The organism is Aestuariibacter sp. A3R04 (genome assembly GCF_018860805.1).
Classification (GTDB): domain Bacteria; phylum Pseudomonadota; class Gammaproteobacteria; order Enterobacterales; family Alteromonadaceae; genus Alteromonas.
In genome coordinates this window covers 259,714-278,423 of sequence record NZ_JAHKQR010000016.1, presented here as the reverse complement: position 1 = coordinate 278,423, position 18,710 = coordinate 259,714, and the positions used below count along the sequence as shown (strand labels likewise).

Genomic DNA, 18,710 nt, shown 5'->3' with positions numbered 1-18,710 from the left:
TAGTAGAAGAATAAGGGTTTGATTTTGAGTCTCAAAATAATAGCGTGGCCAAAATGCAAAAATAGAAAGCGAAATCCGTATCAATCACTATTGTATGGTGCCGTTGAAGCGTTGCCCAATATGGAAGTTGAGGAATTTACGCCCGTAAAAATGCTGTCAACGTCGGGTAAGGTGGTACTTCATGTTCATTGGCCAGATGTATTTTTAGATTCTGCTATTGGTTGGAAGTTTTGGCTGAAACTATTCTTTTTACGCGGCGTTTTTCTTATAGCCAAGATCAGGAAAATGCCGATAATTTGGACCGCTCACAACCTGAAGCGAGTGGGGCAACGTCACGGAAATAAGTTAGACCGGTACTTTTGGCCATGGTTTGGTAAAAAGGTTGACGGAATAATCTATATGACGGAAGCTTCTAAATGCGTTGCAGAAGCTTCTTTTAAAAATTGGAAAAATATTCCAAATGTAGTAATACCCCACGGCCACTACAAACCAATATTTGAAAATCTGGAGTTTATAAAACCAAGAGCGAACAGCAGCGCCGAATATCTTCCGGAGATACTGTTTTTTGGTTCAATCACAAAATATAAGAATGTTTATAAGTTATTAGAAGCTTTTCTGGAATTACCGCCGGGAAATTCACGTTTAAGTATTAAAGGCGAGCTAAGTAGCAACAGCCCGGATACCCGCTTAACAGAAATTCTATCTAAACTCCCTAAGGAACGTAAAGAAGAAGTTGAATTCCAAAATAGATTCCTGGACGATCATGAGTTAGTACAGGCAATAACTGATTGTGATCTCGTCGTATTTCCGTATTCGGACGTCTTAAATTCTGGTGCCGCAATATTTGCCTTGTCGGTTGGAAGACCAATACTAGCTAGCAATACAGCTCTGTTCAGGGAGCTACAAAGTTTAGTGGGCGAAGATTGGGTTTACCTTATTGATGGTGAACTCGATAAATCCACGCTGCTCAATGGGCTTAATAGGGCGAAGGCACTTAATACCGCAAAGCGCAAACCAGACCTTTCTAAATTTGAATGGTCTACAATAGCGGAACAATCGACCGATTTTTATCAACAATTAATAGCTGAGCGTGAAAAATAATGGGCGGCATCATCGCAAAACTCGGCAAGCTCATGAGTGTAAGAATGTTGGCAATTGGTCTGACATTTTTACAAACAATAGTGATTACCAGGGTATTTGGTAGTGAAGTTTTTGGCTTGTTGTCTTTTGCGTTATCCATATCGGCACTAGCGGTATTGATACTATCTGTTGGGCTCGATACCGTCTTGATGCGAGATATTGCGAGGATCGGAAAAGATTATGTGGCTAGGTCAAAAAGGTGGCGAGATACCTGGAGTTTAGTAAGGCGGCTTGTTATTCCCGTTACACTAACTGTCTCGGTAATTGGTGTCGTTTCTATTGGCACTACTTCTATAGCAGGTGAATATAGGTTTACAGTACTAACTGCTTTTATCATTTTGCCTTTTGTTATATGTCGCAAGTATATGGAAGCAATTTGCCAAGGTACTAAGCAAGTAGTTCGTTCTATTACTGGTAGTCAAATTATTTATCCATTACTAATGATCCTGGGTTCTGCATATGTTTGGTATTTTGGTATCGAACCTAACGCTATCAGCATTTCTTGGGTTTATGGCATTGCAGTCACAATAAGTTTATTGGCCTCATTTCTATTTATAGTAGGTTCCTTGAGAAAAATGAGAACCAGCTCTGTGCGATGTTCTGGTGATGATATAAATAATGAGTTGCACAACACTAGCCCTGGCGAAAAGAAAATCTTAGTGTCCGGCGTCCATTTTTCATTAATCTCACTCGGTTTTGTTCTTGGGCAGCACATCGATGTTTTGCTAATGGGAGTGTTGGCAACGCCCGAAGAAGTTGGAATTGTAAGAATAGCAGCACGCATTGCAGAAATGGCCGCGTTAATGCGAACCATCATCCTCTTACAATATAAACCTTTGCTAGCTGAATCCTACGGAAAGAATGACACTATAGAGTTACAGCGCTTGGCAAGCTTCATGACAAAGATTTATGTCGTTACCGGCTTACCTATAACCCTTGGCTTATGGATATTCGCAGAAGAGGCCATGATGGTATTTGGTGCAGATTTCGTTGAGGGGGCGTGGGCAATGCGGATATATGTACTAGGGGTGTTTATAACACTCATATTTGGCCCATCTAGTTCAATCCTGGCAATGACAGATAGTGAGAGCTTGTCTTCGAAAATTCTTTTTACGTCGTTGATTACTCAGTTAGTTTTAGATTTGTTGCTAATTCCTTTTTATGGTGTGATAGGTTGTGCTATTGCCAACTGTACTGGAATGTTAGTACTTGCACTGTTGAGTCGGAAAAATGTTATTAGTAAGTTAGGCATAGAGCCGTCAGCACTCTCATGTGTTAAATGGATAAAAAGATGAAGAATTTTCTAATCAAAACAATATGGAATATTAACACAGGGTCATTGCCAGTCTTTGTATCCGGTTCTCCTCGTTCTGGAACTACATGGATTATGGAGGTGCTAGAGAGAGCAACGGCATCCAGAATACACTGGGAGCCATTGAATTGGTATTTATATCAGCAAGGCCATAGTCGCTTTGCCGGTGAACAATATGCATTAAGGCCTGACGCAGAACTGTTGGCAGAAGACGAAGCTTATTCCAGAGAGCTTAAACGTGTTCTTTCTGGTGGTTCGCCCATAGTTGCTTCTTCCGCCAAAATAGCCAAATTGTCTACATTAGATAATATGGCCAGAATCTTTACTGCAAATAATACAATTATTAAGTTCGTATTTGCACAAAGAGCGCTATCTTGGATAGCTGAAAATTCAGAAAATAATGGTTGCGTTATTCTGAGGCATCCAGCAGCCATAGTTGCATCACAATTACATCACCCTTATAAGAGAAACGGTGAAATAACGCCGCACCCTGAGTGGACAAAGGAAGTAATAGAAAAAACACATCCTATTTATACTGAAATGGATCTAAAACGGTTCCCTACATTGAAAAATGTGTTAGCAATGGAGTTAAGCAGTGCTGGACGGTTAGCAGTAACAGCTTGTCTGGATTTACTAAACGCACTACATTCCGAGACAGCGAGAGATAATTATACGTATGTTGTATATGAGTCATTAATAAAGCAACCTGGAAAATTTGAACAGTTGATTGAATCGCTAGGGTTACAAATTAAACACAATCTATCTCTTGCAGATATTGAAGAACGAAGTCGAACTACGTCATTGCAGAGTAAAAAGTCTCCCAAAGGTACCCAACGATTATCTGAAGTCGAACGCGTAGAAATAACTTCTATTATGAAAAATCTTGGAATAGATTATTATAATCATGAAATGGAATTTGTCGAAGCAGGCCTTAAAGGCATGAATTTTTCTAAGTTAATTAGTTAGTGATGTATTAAATCAATAGGTTAACTTAGAGGAAATTGCGGATAAATGCTAACAGGATATTTTAATCCTATAAAATGCAACTAAAATCCGATCACCAAAAACAGGGATAAATCAACGATGATATCTGAGAAGTACAAATGTATATTTGTACACATACCAAAAGCTGCTGGTCAAAGTGTCGAACACTTTTTTCTAGACCATCACAACTTATCATGGGCGGAAAGGGCACCTTTACTGTTGAAGTACAATCCTGATCCTAACAAAGGTCCCGAGAGGTTAGCTCATCTCACAGCAAAAGAGTATGTAGAATGTGGTTATATATCAGACGAAACATGGAACCAGTTTTTTAAATTTTCATTTGTTAGAAATCCATGGGCTCGGATTGTTTCTGAATATAATTATAGAAATTATCATAAAAGAATGTCTTTCCGTAACTTTGTCACACGAGGAATGCCGGAAAAAAGCGATTACTCTGATTCCTATCGTCACTTGATGCCTCAATACGACTTTTTGCATGACGAAGCTGGTAACTTGCTTGTGGACTTTGTAGGTAGATTTGAAAATTTACAGACAGATTTTGACTATGTGTGTAGTCAGTTAGGGTTCGGTGATACTAAGTTACCACATGTAAACTCCTCTAAAAATCAGTCGTTACTTCAAAAGATAAGTATTTTTATGAGTAAAGAAAGTAAGAAACGGAAACATTATTCAGAATATTACGATGATGTTACCCGCAAAATAGTTCAAAAAATGTATTCAAAAGACATTGATACGTTTGGCTATCGTTTTGGAGAGTAGTATTGAAAAACGTTGCAGAGAGGAAAATGTTGAAAATAAAGCGATAAAATTTAACACATTCAATAGGTCAATATATTAAAGTGTGTTGGTGGAATCTCTTAAAAGTTTGATTTGGCATGAACTAGAAGCTAGGAAAAGATGCAGTTATTTCTATGTTTACCAGCTAGAAAAACAGTTTAATAGACAAGTAATATCATCGTACAACATCACGTCTAACACGAGTGAATATAAGTGATACCAAGCTCAATAAATTGCGCGCTGGCATTAAATAAAGCGTGGGCTGGGCAGAAAAATATCAATTAATATGCCAAATGAACACATCACTTATAGTAACATGAATGAAAACCTAGCAATTGATTTCTGGATTTGTCTCGGTTAAATCTTTATGCTGAATCAACGAACTTTAATATATTTTGTGCTACTACCTTTACGAAAGTTATTGTAATAGGATTTTATTTATATGCGGCCCAAGTCGATATTTTCCATTACAATTTTCGCTATCGATAATATTTCCGTTAATAGCGATATTTTCGATGTCTAGAAACAATTCTTTTCTTTCAATGTTATCATAATCTTTGAGTCTAGCTTTATCGCTAGAGCGCCCATAAACGAGTAGCGCTGAATGTGCATTCATAGGGTCCCGACATGCTGAAGTGATGCTATTATTCGTTATGGAAATATTCTTTGCACCAAAGGTGCTATAGAAATAATCTGCGGCAATTAAAATACCAGCAACATCCGTTTCTGCAATTCTATTATTGCTTATAGAGATATCTGAACCACCACCAACCGCAATTCCTCTGCCATGGGAGTTTCCTAAGATATTATTATTGAATATCTTTATATTGTGGCTAACACCTTTAGGGTTTATATAGCTTATAACCGCTATGCCGTCATCTCCACTATTATCTGTGATATTGTTATATATAAGACCATATGCAGACGCCCCGGTAGTGTGTATAGCATCAGCCTTTGTTTCTAACACGACATTATCATGAATCTGGAAATAGCTGGAACCTCTGGCAATGACTAACCCCGCAGCTGCAGATCTATAGATAAGATTATTCTTCACGGTAAAGTTTTTTGAATTTAAAATTGAAATGCCTGTTTTTTCAAATTCTTGTCGCCGAAGCTCATTTTTCTCAGAAATTATGTGAAACCCGGAAATCGTAAAATCACTACAGTGGTTGAAAATGATGGCTGAATTATTGTGGTCGCTTGATACTAACTTAGTATTTCTACCTACTACTGCAAAGTGGCTTAAGTTTTCTATCCTTATAACTTTACTATAGTTATATTCGCCTTCGCTAAACTCCAGTACTACATTGTTCCTTTTTTTAAGTTCAGAAATAGCATTAATGATTGCGATTGTATCGTCTATATCGTCATTTGGAAATGCGCCGAATTCGCTAATATGCAAAACCTTGCTTTCTGCGTTGGTGTAGGTATTTTGCACAATATAGATGTCGCCAACATCAAATTCAGCACTATTCAATTCTTGTAAAGGAGGCGTGATTGAATAAGGCGTGATCATATTCTGTGAGGCTAACAGCTTCGTCGTTATGCGATATTTTCCACTCTTGAGATGTTCGATGTTATCAATAGACACTGGTATCGTGAGGTTATCGAAATCACCTTGTGTTTTTACTGTATCCTCTTGACTCACTACAACGTTATTGTTTTCATCATATAAAGTAGTTTTGTGTTTTACATAGGTTGAAAAGCCCGATATGGGTGGTAAATAACTAAAATTTATTTTAATGTTCTTATCGTTAGAATATGTTCTTGACCAGTCAATGCTATCGCTAATTAAACTGGGGTTTGTTGAAAAGCTATTGTCAACTACATTTATTCTGCTTATAGATGATTTAATGGTTTTGTAATGATCGTAGCCTTCGTTTTTTTCTAAAGACTTCTTCAACAGCACCGCTTCTATTCTGTATGATCCGTTTTCCTTTGGGGTAACTGCGCGAAATTTAAATTTTTCTTCAGCATTTTCCTCAAGGCGATAATTGCTTAATCTAATCTTCTTTGTTTTTTCAATGGTTCCATATTCATTGATAAAGTAAATCTCTAAGTCATAATTTTTAAAATCAATGTTGGCTAGATCGAAACCAAGATCTATGGTTGAACCAGGGATGTAATAACTTTCACATCGCGCAAAGGTAGGTAAAAATATTAGGAAAAATGCGATGTAGATGTATGTTGCCTTAATTTTCATTTCTCATTTCTCGACTTAGTTAAGAATTTACAGCAAGCTATACTACTTTAATGACTACACTACTTTTTTCTTAATATTATTCGTGTTATACCTGAAAAAATTCTAATGAAATAAAGAATGAAAACTGGGTATTTAGAATCGTTTCCATACTTTATATAGATCTCTTCTTTTGGGGGGAAAAAGGTTTCTTGTAATAATTTTAACTTTTTACGCATTCCTTTCGTTTTATAGAAGTTTCTAACCATCACTTTGAATTTTGATGGTGATTGAGTTAAGTATTCAAATTTGGTTATGTCATTGCTACTGGGTATTTTATCGATTAGTTCAGATAGTTTTTTTGAAGGGAATAGATAACTGGTTTCAATTAGTGCAAATTTTACTATTTTCCCCAAGTTATTTTCCGACACATTACCGACTAATATTTTTTCTTCACTGTCTGTTATAGATTCCACTAGCAGTTTTATATCGTAAAACCATATTAGTTTTATAAAATCGCCGTGGCAGGCATGGTGTAACATGTGAATTATTGCGTGTAACAATGCTATTGGTTTATTGAGTACTTTTGCTTCGATTGATGATTCAAACTGAGTATTCAGGACAAGTTCGTTCCACGGAAATAGCGGTTGTATTGCTCTATCGTTTGTTAGTTGTAAATGCACATCTACGTTTGCGTATACGCCGTTTACTATCTCTTTGCGCATTGAGAATTGGTCAATTATTTCCTTAGGCTCCCACCCCCTAGGGTTTGTGTACCCTAGCTCAAGCAGAATCTGTTTTACCTCGGCTTTAGACGGTGATGTTATCAGTATGTCTATGTCGGTCTTTGGGCGGGAATAGGGCGTAGTGTATACAGTGTGGCTTAAAGCCCATCCTTTCAGCACAATAAAGTCTATTCCTTTTTTTTTCAGGGCCAGGAAGACTTCATGAAAGGCGTTTCGTTGAAGAGTATGTATTATTTGTAGTTGTTTTGAAAAGGCCGTTAGCCGTTTACTTAATTCGAAAGTTGGCAAGGAGCTATTGGTTTCAGCAATTTTACTTGCCAGGAGCACTGCAACCCCATTTTCTATCAGTGTGTGTATGGTAATGTTGCTAAGGTCATGCCCGGTTAACACAGCTTTTTGATTAATGAGCGAGGCAATACGTTGCTGTGTTACATTCGTCAACATGGAATCACTCATTTTGATTTAATTTCTTGCCAGATAGTGAGAACAGGTAAAGTACACGTATTCCTCGTTCTTATTGTTTGCCTGATGCGCGTCGTTCAATAGTAGCAAAAGCCGCTAAGAGAAACAGATGATTCTACACCGGTACTCTATTTCTCTTACGGCATTCCTTAGCTATGCTTTTCAGGATCTACGCCGTAAAAACCATCCTGATAATAGTGTTCTCCGTAGTAGCTCATCTTCTGTGGAGATGCCTGCGTTAGCACTACCCCAGTGATCGTTGCATTTACTTTCTGCAGGCGTGTAACGGTCTCTTTAACCATGCTGATTTTAGTATCTTCAGCTTTTACTGCCACAATGGTGGCATCAACCATTTTAGCCAGCACACATGAGTCGCTCACAGGTAAGGTGGGCGGGCTATCAATAACAATATGAGTAAAGCGCTCTCGCAGCGAGTTAAGTAAATTAGCGAAGCGCTTAGAACTGATCAGTTCCATAGGATTTGGTGGAATAGTTCCACACGTAATCACGCTTAAGTTAGGGGCGCCGTTTACAGGATGAAACACATTGGTATCGGTTTTTCCTGAAAGCAGATCACTTAACCCCACATCGGCTTTAATTCCTAAATCTTTGCCTACAGCTGGCTTGCGCAAATCCATTTCAATTAGCAAGGTTTTGTCCATTTGACTCAAGCTAACGGCTAAATTGATAGCGAGTGTAGTTTTACCTTCTGATCCAGAGGTTGAGGTAATGAGGATCGTTTTCGGAGGATTATCAATATTCGAAAACAATAACCCTGTTCTAATGGTATTAATTGCTTCGGCGAATGTACTGCGCTGATCTTTAATGTACTGGTGTTCAGGTGGTACCGAATTTCGCTTCTTCTTAACTAATGGCGTAATACCAAGAGAAGGTAATGCCAGTTCGTTTTCAAGTTGGTCCGGCGTTTTAAATACATTGCCTAAAAGCTCTCTGGCAAAGGCATAAATGACACCGAAAAATGCGCCGAGGAACAAACTTGCTGCCATTACCAGAGAACCTCTGGGTTTAACCGGGTACTTGGGAACTGTTGCGCGGTCGATGATTCTTATATTACTGGCGTCGTAATCACTGGAAACGTCTGTCTCCATCAATTTTCCTAAAAATGACTCATACACTCTTCTATTGTTTTCTACTTCACGTTCCAGCCGGGTTAATTCGAATGACTCACCCTGGTAGTTTTGTAGTTCACTGGTAGTTTTGGCAATAAGATTTCGAATGTTATCAACTTGCACTTGTTTCAAGCGGTAATCTTTTCGTATGTTCTCTACGACTTTGCTTAATTCTCGTTCGAGATTCGCTTGGGCGCTGGCGAGGTCAGAGCGCGCAGCAATCATTTTAGGGTGCTTTTCACCGTAGCGCTCACTCAACTCTTTTACTCTGCGGTTAAGACTTCCTTCTTCACGAACGAGATCTCTTATGCTGCCATTTTCCATTACAGGCCCGAGTGAAAGATAATCACTGCTTTCGTTGTCTAAATTTTGTACCTGAGAATATAGTTCCTGAGCTTGTGAAAGCTGTGTTTGTGCTCTGATTAACTCGGTATTCAGATTTTGCAGCTGTGTTGCCGCTATGCGCTCTTGCTGCTCAGTATCCATGAGGTTTTCGTTAAGTCTAAAATCTCTTAGGCGCTGTTCTGAATTCTGTAGGGTTAGCTTTAATTCTTCTAATTGTTCACTTAACCAGGATGATGTATCTTTTAATCGACTCAAACGGGCTTCAAGACCAAATTCGCTGTACGCATCAGCAACGGCGTTTACAATGTCAGCAGCAAGTACTGGGTCGTCAGATTCATAATAAATGTTGATTATCTGGCTTTGGGTACCACCTTCAACTCTTACTGCACTCTGTATACCCTGAGCCAGCATTGTTTTAATTTGTGCATCGCTCAGCTGGTTATTTGCGTCTTCACTTTCGTCAGCTGAGTCAGATGAGGTAATGGCATTTTTTAAGCTTTGGATAAGGGATTCGTCACTTCCCTTCTTTTTTTCTTCTGCAAGTTCTTTTTTGTAGCGCTCTACAAGCCCCAGTTTTTCAACAACAGATTCTGCAACATTTCTCGATCGAATAATCTCGTACTGTGTTTCATAAAACAAAAAGATCATTGAATTGGAGACGTATTGGTCTGCTGCAGAGGCGTTGGGTTGTACCGGGTCGGCCTGCAATTTCATCGAAGCGGAATAAATGGGGGTAGCCTGTGAAAGGTAGTACCCCCCTAAGAGCGCTGATAGAAATATAAACGCGCATATACTCCACTTATACCGTTTAAGTATCCGGAGGTAGTGGGAGAGGTCAATGACTGCCTCTTCAGAGTTAGAATTCCAGTTTTGCTGAGCGTCCTTAGACTGCATTAGTGTTCCCTCTAGAAAAAGCTTTCCTCAACGGTGATGACATCACCCGGGCGAATTAAAGTGGTTAATTTAGCTGAAATAGGTGCACCTTCCGCATCTTCCCTTACTATGAAGATTTTGTTTTTTGCGGCACGGCCAGTAAAACCGCCAGCTAAGGTAATAGCACGTTCAACGGTCATTCCTTCCCGGTAACTGAAACCGCCTGGTTTATCCACTTCGCCATTCACATAAAACTGGCGGTATTCAACAATTGATACCGAAATATCCGGCTTTTTAAGGTAGTCGCCAAGGTACATGCGATGTATTTCTTGTTCAACGTCAGTAAGTGTTAACCCTCTAACGGCTACCTGCCCAATAAGCGGCATTGCAATAGTGCCAGAAGAGGAAACCCGGGCTTCCTTTAAACTCAAATCAGGTTCGTTGAACACAGTTACCGATATAACATCGTCAGCACTTAATCGGTATTGAGTTAGATCCTGCGCCGATACGGTGCTGGCAGAGAACACTGTGAAAAACAGGGTAGTAAATGCAATTAGAAACCAAAGTTGTTTGGTTAAAACGCTATGTTTTGCCGGCATGGTACCTTCCTCTGTTTACTAGATGGCTACTTTTACGGATAAACTCACCACGTTTGATTCGTACTCAGCAAAAGCCAGTGTCGAATCTCTGGTTTGGTGTTTATAAGCGCCAGCCAACGTTATCCTGGGCATAAATTCGTAGGCCAAACCAGCTTCGTAGGTATATCGCTTATCGTCTCGTACTGTTCCAAGGTTTAAGTCATCTTTGTAATAACTAAACGCACCGTTGAACGTCAGTCTGTCAGTAAACTCGTGTTTAATGGAAGTACCCAAAGTATTTCGTGTAAAGCTTCCAAATTGCTCCAAAGTGGAATCTAAAGCCCGACGACGCATAATAACGTTTATTTCAGTATAGCTGCTGACATCCCAGGTAATGGTTCCGTCGTAAGTTAAGCCAGAAGTGCTTCGAAAGCTCTGATTGTCAAAATCTGCTTTCTGATAACCAGCATTAACATCACCAGTTAGTTTGTTGGCAAAGTTCCAGGTAATACCGGCGCGATACACTTCGTTAACGTTATCTTGTTCAGGGGTACCAACTGGCGGTGTATAATCATTGTCAGTATAAATTGCTTCAAGATACGTTTTGGTTTTATCCGAAATGCGGTAAATAAATTTGGCGCCAAATTCATTGATTTTGTTATCCAAAAAGTCCAAACCGTTGTTAGTGTAGTCTATGTCAGCGTTTTTATACCTTAACTCCAGGCGGCCAGTTGAATCTGTGCCACCGTAGAAAACAGCAGCGCTATACTTTTTCTCGTCGTAGGTGTTGAATTCCGCTAAGTCTAACTGTACCCGATTGATGGTGCCTGGGTCCTGGTGATCGGTAATATATGCGGCTTCAAAGCGGGTTTTCAATTTTAATGAATGGTCAAGATCCGCTCTCACACTAAGTGAGTGATCGTCGTAGTCGGCATCGCTAAGATCAAAGTGTTTTGCGTAATCACCCTTGTAATCAACCTGAAACCTGTGTTTGCCAGCTGCGCCAACAAGCTTTGCTTCTGGACTGAGGCTTACGAGAGTGTCAGATTGCGCAAACTCATCTGTAGTGCGGTATATATTGTCATCGTGAGAAAGATTGAGCTTTGCACTACCTGAAAAACCGGTGATCTCTGTTTGTGCATAGGCCGCAGTTCCGGAGCTTCCCAGCGCCAATAAAATCGCGGATAGCAGTTTACTTTGTTTCTTTTGCATTCCTGTTACTTCCATAAATCCCAAAACCAATGTCCTAGCTTAAAATTAGACTCAGGGAATAAATCTATTCCCAGCTTCCATTTTACTAAATAAAGTACCATTAAACCGAAAAATGTGGATATCGTTATAAACGCCATAATTACCAGTGCAAATGTGAATGCCGAAATTTGCTTTTCCTGACGGGTAAGGTCTCGACGGTTACGACCCATTAACAGCACGAAATAGATTCTGCGTTTTACAAATGGAACAGGGAAGGTTGAACGAATGTCCAGTGAATGCTTTTTCCAACTGCGAGCGCCTAATACACTGTGCAGGTGAGAAAGCTGCTCCTCGGTAAAACTTTTTGCTACTTCAGGCGGCATACGCTGTAATAGCCTGTTTAGAGCTGGATCTTCCGTGCTCGATGTTTTATCGCTTTCCACTATATTCCTTTACATCACCACGGTTTAAACTCTGCGCACTATATAGGAACATACTATGCTCACAATTGGCACTATAATGCATTAAAAACTGATATGTGCCAATGTCTGTATTGGCGTATAGCAAAGTTTGCAAATTCGTACCCACAATTATTACAACAGATTATTACTAAATAGTGATACCGCGTAAATGAACTTATTATTGCCTATGTAGGTCGTTTACTTTTTTACATACGCAAATCGGTTTCTATTGTTTCTGCCAGATCCAACACAGTCGGCATCCCATAATAACTGGTGTCAATATGTAAGGAATTACCTATCCAAACAGGCTCTTGTGTGGAGTTGTGCCCGTGGATAGAAAAGTCCACACCGTGGTTAACCTTGTTTAGTTTTTTGGTAAAGCGTTCTCTGTCCCACAACAGCGGGGTTACACAGGCTTCGGTACTGCCAGGAAAGTGTTCCCAGCTCCATGTTGGCGGAAGTGTGTGAGAAATGCCAATTTTTTTTCCGCCATAGTTCAGTGTAATGGCCAGTGGTTGCTGCAAAAACCACTTGCACATGCCAACCAGGGTTTCGAACTTCGCCATTTGGTGCCACATGCCGCCGTTTTGCGTCCACAAGCGCATGGCGTAGCTGTCGCGGCTGAGCAGAGCTTCCAGCATCATGTGCTCATGGTTACCCAGTACAGCGTGCGCGCCAATGTCTTTCATGAAATCTACCAGTTTGGCGCTGTCTTCGCCACGGTCAATAATGTCGCCAAGGCTGAACAACACATCTTCTTCGGGGTTAAAGTTAACTTTGTCGAGTTGGGTTTTCAGGCGCGTAAAGTCGCCATCTAAATCACCCACTACGAACACTCGTTTGTCATCTTCAACGGTAATGTTCTTGTGCAAAGGCGCTTTACTGATGGCGTCGGTTTTTACTTTCATACACTGCGTGTTTTGGCTTGCTTAGCGCATCAGTGTATGTGGTTAATGTTCGTTTTTCAAAGGTTCCCAGCCATCCAGTATGTTAAAGGCTGAAAAAAGGGCTTTTTCTTCCTCTGAAAGCTGTGGACGTTCGTTATTCACTGCCGCGCCCGGCCCGGAGCTGCCGAATTCTGCAAAGCGCGCATCGTCGTAAGGCGAGAATACGTGGCTGCTGCCATCTTTGGTGTTGCCAACCATTGAAGCCCATCCGCCAGAGGTGATGTGCTTGTCCATCCAGGTATTGATGAAGGTGGCTTTGCCTGCGGCGAAAGGGTGCGCATAGCGGCCATCGGCAAAGGTGGTGACAGGGTGCCAGGGGCGACCCAGAGGAACGGAATTATCTGGTACGCCGTCTTCACGGGTTAGTTTGCAATTGACAAACGTAAAGCCGAAGGCGTCGGTAATAAGCGTGCTTGGAGCGGTTACATAGCCAGTGGCATGCTCTGTTTTTCCTCGCGGCCGTGAAACAATAGCTACGTTGTCGAAATACCCGTTGCCATTGCCCGATATGATGTCGATGTTGCCGCGAATTTCACCGCCGCGAAAATAGCTGCGGCCGCCTTGCACGTAAAGGGTGTTTTGATAGCCCAGTAAATGGACGTTGTCCACGGTGGTTTTGTCGGTGTATTCAGCCAGTTTCAACGCGATGGCTTGTGCGCCGGCAGTTTTTTTCGGATCATCTGCTTCCAGCGCGTCGTTAGTTAAAAAGTCGAAGGCGTTCTCAATAGTGAGGTTCGCAATGGTTGCGTTGGTTCGGGTAACTTCAACGGTTGCGGTGCGGTAGGCGCCCAGGGTTTCTTCGCTGGCCGGCATAACCGGTTTGCCCGCGTAGCGGTCGAACACTATTTTGGTTTTGTCCGGCCCTGCGCCAATAAGCGTGATGTTGGGTTTATTGATAACAATGTGTTCGTAGTATTCCCCCGGCGCAATGGCAATGGTCCAGCCACCATCTGCGGGGGCGGCGTCTATGGCGGCCTGAATGGATGTCTCGTGGGGCTGGTCAGTGTCAATGCTGGCAACCAATGCATCGGCTGTTACGCCGGGCGGCAGGAAATTCTCGGTTGGATCTTTGCTGCAGCCGAACAGCAATACCAGTAACGCGAAACATAAAAAACGGGAGCTAAACATCAGAGAATTCCACATTTTTCCGGTAAATCGGAGGTTGAGCCAGAAGATATTCTCTATAGTCTCAATACTGCAGGAATTATCAACCCTCCCGTCTAATTACAGGGCCAAAAAAACGCCGACCTACTGACCACCCTGTGTTCAGTAATCCAACGTTTTTTTAGTAAAGGGGTGTGTCGGCTCTGCATCCAGTATTTCTCTTAAGAGTGTATTCATAGTGAAACGGTCGTTGTCAAAACCACCATGACTAACAGAACGACAAACATCACTGCTTTCATTGCTGTAAACCACAGTAACGTTGTCAGGAAGTGGGGGTTGTTTTTCATTGAAATACTGCATGCCAACCAATGGTTCTTCGCGGGTTTCTTCGAAGGCGTTTGAAACGAGATACAAAAGCGATTTTTGATAAATATAACCTACGGTGTCGTCCAGCTCTTGTTCTTTAGTCAGGTTGAAAATAAACGCCTTTTCTATGTTTCCATTCTGCAAAAGCGGGTTGTATTGCGCGCGGAACAAGGTGTAGTTAATCGCTGGGGCCATTAAGAAAACCTTCTTCACCACAGCGTTTTCGTCTAACCTGGATAGTTGATTTAAACCGTAGGCGTGAAGGATGGCGCCTGTAGAATGCCCGCATGCATACAATTCTATGTCTGGGTTGGCAGACAGGTACTCAAGTACTTTCGATAAAAAGACGGAGCCGTCTGATTTCTTTCTTACAAATGGCTTCTGTGCGCCAGATTTCATTTCGCGCCAAATGGCACTGCCAATTTTTCGGGTGGCGTCTTCCAGGCGTCTGTCTATCCAGTCAAAAATTCCCCCGGCCTTGCCTTCAAGGCTTTTGTTTTTGCACGCCAGTACGTCTCTGATTTCTTCAAGCAGCCCGGTATCGTACATAAAGTGAATGGGGTAAATGCCGTTATCCAGGAACGTTTGTTTCATGGCAGCAATACGCTGGGCAGAGCTTTTTACACTGTTTAACCCGCCGTGAGCATACAGCAGCACCTTTTTACAGCCGCTTTTTTGTAAGTTGGCCAGCATGGGCGCTATGTCTTCCGGAGATGTCCAGTATTTGCCGCTGTCGTGGAAATGGCCGTCGTCCAGGTGAATGAAGTGATGCTGAATGCTTAACCGCGATACCGAATTGAAGAAGGTCGCGTGGGAGGTGTGTGACATTGGCCGGTAAAAGCCAAACAAACCGGGAACAGGCAGCGCTAATTGCACAACCCAGGCGTCCATAATATTGACTGCCCAGTCTTCATATTTCCACAAGGCAATACCCGATTTTTTCCAGTCTGCACCCCACGAGTTTTGTACCCAAAAGCCGTCGTTGTTATACCCCACTATAGCGAACGCATGGCCACCAATGTAGTTGTCGGTTATGGCTATTTCATGGCCGTCATAATTAAGCCAACCTTCGTGAATTTGTGCGGAAACAAAAATAACACCGCACTCATTCAAGGCTGAGTGGAAATCGGTAATATCTTGCTGCAGTCGAAAATATGCGCCGAGCGTACGCTTTTTCGCGTCTTCGTAAATGTCTTGGGTGAAGCGAAATTCACTGCTGTGTGAAAGGTTGTCGGTGAGTTCTTTTTTGCACACACCACTGTTGTGCCAGCCTTTTATGGCACCGCGACAACTGGAACCTTCATAATTTTCACCCAGCCACTCGTCGTATCGTTTAGCCATGGTGTACAGCATCCAGGGGCTAACTTTATCTGATAACCCCTGTTGTCTGTAAATAAAGTTAATTGTGGCCGCTAACCCAAACCCGGTGCAGGCGCCATCAGCCCCCTGATTCAATATGGTCAGATTTCCCGGTGGGTCGATAAAGGGTTTGAGTGGTTTAAGCAGTGGCTGATATATGCGATCGCGAAGGTCGGGGGCGTCGCTGGCTACTTTGTACTGATGGTTGGGCATATCATTTTCCTTATGATATTGAGAAACCAGCCAACAACCATACATCTGACTGATGTTAATATAGTGTTGATCAAATTATGTTCAGATGACGCTGTTAGTCAACCTCTATTTCAGTCTGGCTATCACGGGCTCACCGAACTAGCAGTGTTAACGCGGGTTGAAAACGCGCCTTTATCAACAATTGCGCCGGGAAAGCTAATAACCGTAGCCGCAACTTTGGCACCATATCCGGCAGATTCTGTCACGCTTTTTCCGCTGATTCTGGCCGCCAGATAGCCACCGTTGAAGGCGTCACCTGCTGCCGTCGTATCAACGACTCGCGCTACGCGCTCAACGGGCACAATGCAGTGGTTGCCTTTGGTAAAAATGTGTACGCCTGCGGCACCATTTTTCACCACAATTTCCGCAACGCCCAAAGCCGTCACATGGGCGTGAATGGCATCAACATCGGTATGATCGTACAACGCCAGGTGGTCGTCACCGCCAGGGAACGCGATGTCTGCATTTGCGTAGGCGAGATCTGTCCATATTCGGGCTTCCTTGCGAGATTGCCAAAGACGCGGGCGATAATTGGGGTCAAAGACAACCTTGCCGCCGGTTTCCCGTATTGTTTTAATAAGTGCAAACAGCTTACAGCGCTGGATTTCATCAAGAATGGCCAGCGAAATACCGCTGAAGTAAAAGAGATCAGCAGAAAGGGGGGTGTCACCTTTCAGGTTCATGGTTTGCGTTGCAGCAGAGTTGTCGCGCCAATAGGCGAAGGTGCGCTCGCCATGTTCGTCGGTTTGCACCATATACAGGCCGAGGTTGCGGGTTTCACTTCTGTACACCAAATCGGTATTGATTTCTTCCTCGCCCATTTTGAACAGCAATTCGTTGCTCAGGAAGTCGGCACCGATAGAGGTTAAGAAGCTTACCGATGTGCCGGGAGTACAGCGTTTGAGGTACACCGCTGTATTGTAAGTATCGCCAGCATAGCCTTTTGTGAGCGTGTCTTTGCCCTGGTTTACCAACTCAACCATGCATTCGCCGAAAACAACCACGTGAGACAACCTGTCCATTATAACTCCCCGAGGCACTGGGCCATGGTTTCATTGTTGAGCGACGCCATTTGCTGTACTTTCTTATGCACGGTGTTGCGGAAGGCCGGGTTGTCTGACAGCTCAGCAAAAACGTCCCGCTCATTGAGAACCGCATCGGTAAATGCCGTTGTGTCTCCCTGATGTTTTTCGGCCAGGCTAAGCAGGTGTTCACCCATCGGATCTGTGATGTTCTCACCCGCTTGCTGTCGCCTGGCTATAAACAGAAGCCACGCGGCCACAGGCACGCACAACCTTTCAAAACTGGCTTTCGCTTTAATTCTGTCACGCAGGGTATTTAATATTCGAAACGGCAACTTTTGCGATCCGTCCCAGGCAATTTGAGACAGCAAGTGACGAATGTGTTTGTTGTGGTAGCGAGTCAAAATTGCATCGGCATACGCTGGTAAATTCATTTTGTTGCCCACTTCAATGGTAGGCAGAATTTCGGTTTCAAGCAGGCGGCGTACAAAAGCCTCAATTTCCGGTTTACTGATGGCTTCGTAAACGGTGTCGATATTCAGTAGCGAGCCCACATAGGCCAAGGTGGAATGGGTTCCGTTTAAAACGCGCAGTTTCGCTTTTTCAAACATGTTTACGTCGTCTGTGAACGTCACGCCTACTTTTTCCCAGGCAGGGCGCGGCCCACTAAACTTGTCTTCCACCACCCACTGAGTAAAGGCTTCACGCTGAATGGGCCATCTGTCAGTGACACCCAGAGCGGCAGCTGTCTGTTCGACAAGTGCTTCATCGGTAGCCGGAGTAATGCTGTCTACCATGGTATTGGGGAAGGCGATATTACTCTTGATCCACTGGGCCAGCTCTGCGTCTAACAGGTTGGCAAAGGCAACCACTGCGGCACCCAGCTTGCTGCCGTTATCAGACACGTTGTCGCAACTTACAATGGTTATGTCACCCGTATTCGCTGCTTTTCTGGCGCTTAGTGCAGCAACCAGCAGGCCAATTGCAGAAATTGGTTCGTCGGGAAAATCTTTGTCGTGCATGATGTCCGGGTGCGCCGCATCCAGTTTGCCCTGGTTGTCCAGGCAGTATCCTTTTTCAGTAATGGTAAGGGTAACAATGTGGGTAGTGGGAGCGGTGAGCGATGCCATAATGGCGCTGCGGTCCTCGCTAAGCACATATACATTGTTCAGCGCGCCGATGATCTGGGTGTACGGCTGGTTGTCTAATACTACCAGCGAGTACAGGTTGTCTTGTTCGGCCAACTTGTCCTTCAGCGTTTTACTGCGCATGGAAACGGCATCAATGCGCCAGTTTCCGCCATGGGCCATCGCTAAATCAGTATAAACCGCCTGATGGGCGCGGTGAAACGCACCAGGACCAATGTGAACAATGCCGCTGGTGGTGGAGGCAACATCGTACTGTGGCAGTTTTACCTCACGGGGCAGCGTCGCCAGTGTAGAAGCATTCAAGTTCGCCATA

Annotated in this window: 15 protein-coding genes; 4 read left to right on the top strand and 11 right to left on the bottom strand. The window is 42.9% G+C overall.

All coding sequences use genetic code 11. The features are described 5' to 3' along the window. The first annotated feature begins 24 nt into the window (after positions 1-24). The 4 genes from KO518_RS18255 to KO518_RS18240 all read left to right on the top strand — a co-directional run bounded on the left by KO518_RS18255 (position 25) and on the right by KO518_RS18240 (position 4,216). Complete coding sequence (locus KO518_RS18255) at positions 25-1,101, top strand: glycosyltransferase (protein ID WP_216027289.1); 1,077 nt, start codon at positions 25-27, stop codon at positions 1,099-1,101. Further along, positions 1,101-2,435, top strand: a complete 1,335-nt coding sequence (locus tag KO518_RS18250) for a polysaccharide biosynthesis C-terminal domain-containing protein (RefSeq protein ID WP_216027288.1) — start codon at positions 1,101-1,103, stop codon at positions 2,433-2,435. Before KO518_RS18255 ends, KO518_RS18250 begins: the two co-directional genes overlap by 1 nt. Beyond that, a complete protein-coding gene (locus KO518_RS18245; protein ID WP_216027287.1) occupies positions 2,432-3,418 on the top strand; it encodes a sulfotransferase domain-containing protein in 987 nt (328 codons plus the stop codon). Before KO518_RS18250 ends, KO518_RS18245 begins: the two co-directional genes overlap by 4 nt. Before the next feature lie 117 nt (positions 3,419-3,535). Continuing rightward, positions 3,536-4,216 (top strand): sulfotransferase family protein, encoded by a 681-nt coding sequence (locus KO518_RS18240; RefSeq protein WP_216027286.1) that lies wholly within the window; start codon positions 3,536-3,538, stop codon positions 4,214-4,216. Positions 4,217-4,652: 436 nt separating this feature from the next. Here KO518_RS18240 and KO518_RS18235 read toward each other — a convergent pair whose 3' ends face one another. The 11 genes from KO518_RS18235 to KO518_RS18185 all read right to left on the bottom strand — a co-directional run bounded on the left by KO518_RS18235 (position 4,653) and on the right by KO518_RS18185 (position 18,709). Next, positions 4,653-6,437 carry a right-handed parallel beta-helix repeat-containing protein gene (locus KO518_RS18235; RefSeq protein ID WP_216027285.1) on the bottom strand — a complete coding sequence of 595 codons (1,785 nt, stop codon included), beginning with the start codon at positions 6,435-6,437 and terminating at the stop codon, positions 4,653-4,655. 59 nt (positions 6,438-6,496) lie between these two features. Next, the gene (locus KO518_RS18230) at positions 6,497-7,603 is read right to left on the bottom strand and encodes a nucleotidyltransferase family protein (RefSeq protein ID WP_216027284.1); all 1,107 of its coding nucleotides are present in this window, start codon (positions 7,601-7,603) and stop codon (positions 6,497-6,499) included. 167 nt (positions 7,604-7,770) lie between these two features. Continuing rightward, positions 7,771-9,990, bottom strand: coding sequence for a polysaccharide biosynthesis tyrosine autokinase (locus tag KO518_RS18225; RefSeq protein ID WP_216027283.1), 2,220 nt, complete (start codon positions 9,988-9,990; stop codon positions 7,771-7,773). An 11-nt stretch (positions 9,991-10,001) separates the two neighbouring features. Then, entirely contained in the window at positions 10,002-10,568 is a 567-nt protein-coding gene (locus KO518_RS18220) for a polysaccharide biosynthesis/export family protein (protein WP_216027282.1), read from the bottom strand. An 18-nt stretch (positions 10,569-10,586) separates the two neighbouring features. Then, a complete protein-coding gene (locus KO518_RS18215; RefSeq protein WP_216027281.1) occupies positions 10,587-11,759 on the bottom strand; it encodes an outer membrane beta-barrel protein in 1,173 nt (390 codons plus the stop codon). Positions 11,760-11,764: 5 nt separating this feature from the next. Further along, positions 11,765-12,181, bottom strand: a complete 417-nt coding sequence (locus KO518_RS18210) for a hypothetical protein (protein ID WP_371742362.1) — start codon at positions 12,179-12,181, stop codon at positions 11,765-11,767. Positions 12,182-12,405: 224 nt separating this feature from the next. Further along, positions 12,406-13,107, bottom strand: a complete 702-nt coding sequence (locus tag KO518_RS18205) for a metallophosphoesterase (protein WP_216027280.1) — start codon at positions 13,105-13,107, stop codon at positions 12,406-12,408. Positions 13,108-13,149: 42 nt separating this feature from the next. Continuing rightward, a complete protein-coding gene (locus tag KO518_RS18200) occupies positions 13,150-14,274 on the bottom strand; it encodes a pectinesterase family protein (RefSeq protein ID WP_216027279.1) in 1,125 nt (374 codons plus the stop codon). A 138-nt stretch (positions 14,275-14,412) separates the two neighbouring features. Next, on the bottom strand, positions 14,413-16,188 hold the full coding sequence (locus tag KO518_RS18195; protein WP_216027278.1) for a C1 family peptidase: 1,776 nt from the start codon (positions 16,186-16,188) through the stop codon (positions 14,413-14,415). A 122-nt stretch (positions 16,189-16,310) separates the two neighbouring features. Next, positions 16,311-17,249, bottom strand: a complete 939-nt coding sequence (locus tag KO518_RS18190) for a sugar kinase (protein WP_216027277.1) — start codon at positions 17,247-17,249, stop codon at positions 16,311-16,313. Beyond that, positions 17,249-18,709 carry a mannitol dehydrogenase family protein gene (locus KO518_RS18185; RefSeq protein ID WP_216027276.1) on the bottom strand — a complete coding sequence of 487 codons (1,461 nt, stop codon included), beginning with the start codon at positions 18,707-18,709 and terminating at the stop codon, positions 17,249-17,251. The genes KO518_RS18190 and KO518_RS18185 overlap by 1 nt, the downstream gene beginning before the upstream one ends. Position 18,710 lies beyond the last annotated feature (1 nt).

Excerpts from the sequence above, each read along its gene's own strand:
- KO518_RS18230 (WP_216027284.1), bottom strand. The coding sequence starts at position 7,603 with ATGTTGACGAATGTAACACAGCAACGTATTGCCTCGCTCATTAATCAA.
- KO518_RS18250 (WP_216027288.1), top strand. The coding sequence starts at position 1,101 with ATGGGCGGCATCATCGCAAAACTCGGCAAGCTCATGAGTGTAAGAATG.
- KO518_RS18185 (WP_216027276.1), bottom strand. The coding sequence starts at position 18,709 with ATGGCGAACTTGAATGCTTCTACACTGGCGACGCTGCCCCGTGAGGTA.
- KO518_RS18215 (WP_216027281.1), bottom strand. The coding sequence starts at position 11,759 with ATGCAAAAGAAACAAAGTAAACTGCTATCCGCGATTTTATTGGCGCTG.
- KO518_RS18200 (WP_216027279.1), bottom strand. The coding sequence starts at position 14,274 with ATGTTTAGCTCCCGTTTTTTATGTTTCGCGTTACTGGTATTGCTGTTC.
- KO518_RS18220 (WP_216027282.1), bottom strand. The coding sequence starts at position 10,568 with ATGCCGGCAAAACATAGCGTTTTAACCAAACAACTTTGGTTTCTAATT.
- KO518_RS18190 (WP_216027277.1), bottom strand. The coding sequence starts at position 17,249 with ATGGACAGGTTGTCTCACGTGGTTGTTTTCGGCGAATGCATGGTTGAG.
- KO518_RS18225 (WP_216027283.1), bottom strand. The coding sequence starts at position 9,990 with ATGCAGTCTAAGGACGCTCAGCAAAACTGGAATTCTAACTCTGAAGAG.
- KO518_RS18245 (WP_216027287.1), top strand. The coding sequence starts at position 2,432 with ATGAAGAATTTTCTAATCAAAACAATATGGAATATTAACACAGGGTCA.
- KO518_RS18195 (WP_216027278.1), bottom strand. The coding sequence starts at position 16,188 with ATGCCCAACCATCAGTACAAAGTAGCCAGCGACGCCCCCGACCTTCGC.
- KO518_RS18240 (WP_216027286.1), top strand. The coding sequence starts at position 3,536 with ATGATATCTGAGAAGTACAAATGTATATTTGTACACATACCAAAAGCT.
- KO518_RS18235 (WP_216027285.1), bottom strand. The coding sequence starts at position 6,437 with ATGAAAATTAAGGCAACATACATCTACATCGCATTTTTCCTAATATTT.
- KO518_RS18205 (WP_216027280.1), bottom strand. The coding sequence starts at position 13,107 with ATGAAAGTAAAAACCGACGCCATCAGTAAAGCGCCTTTGCACAAGAAC.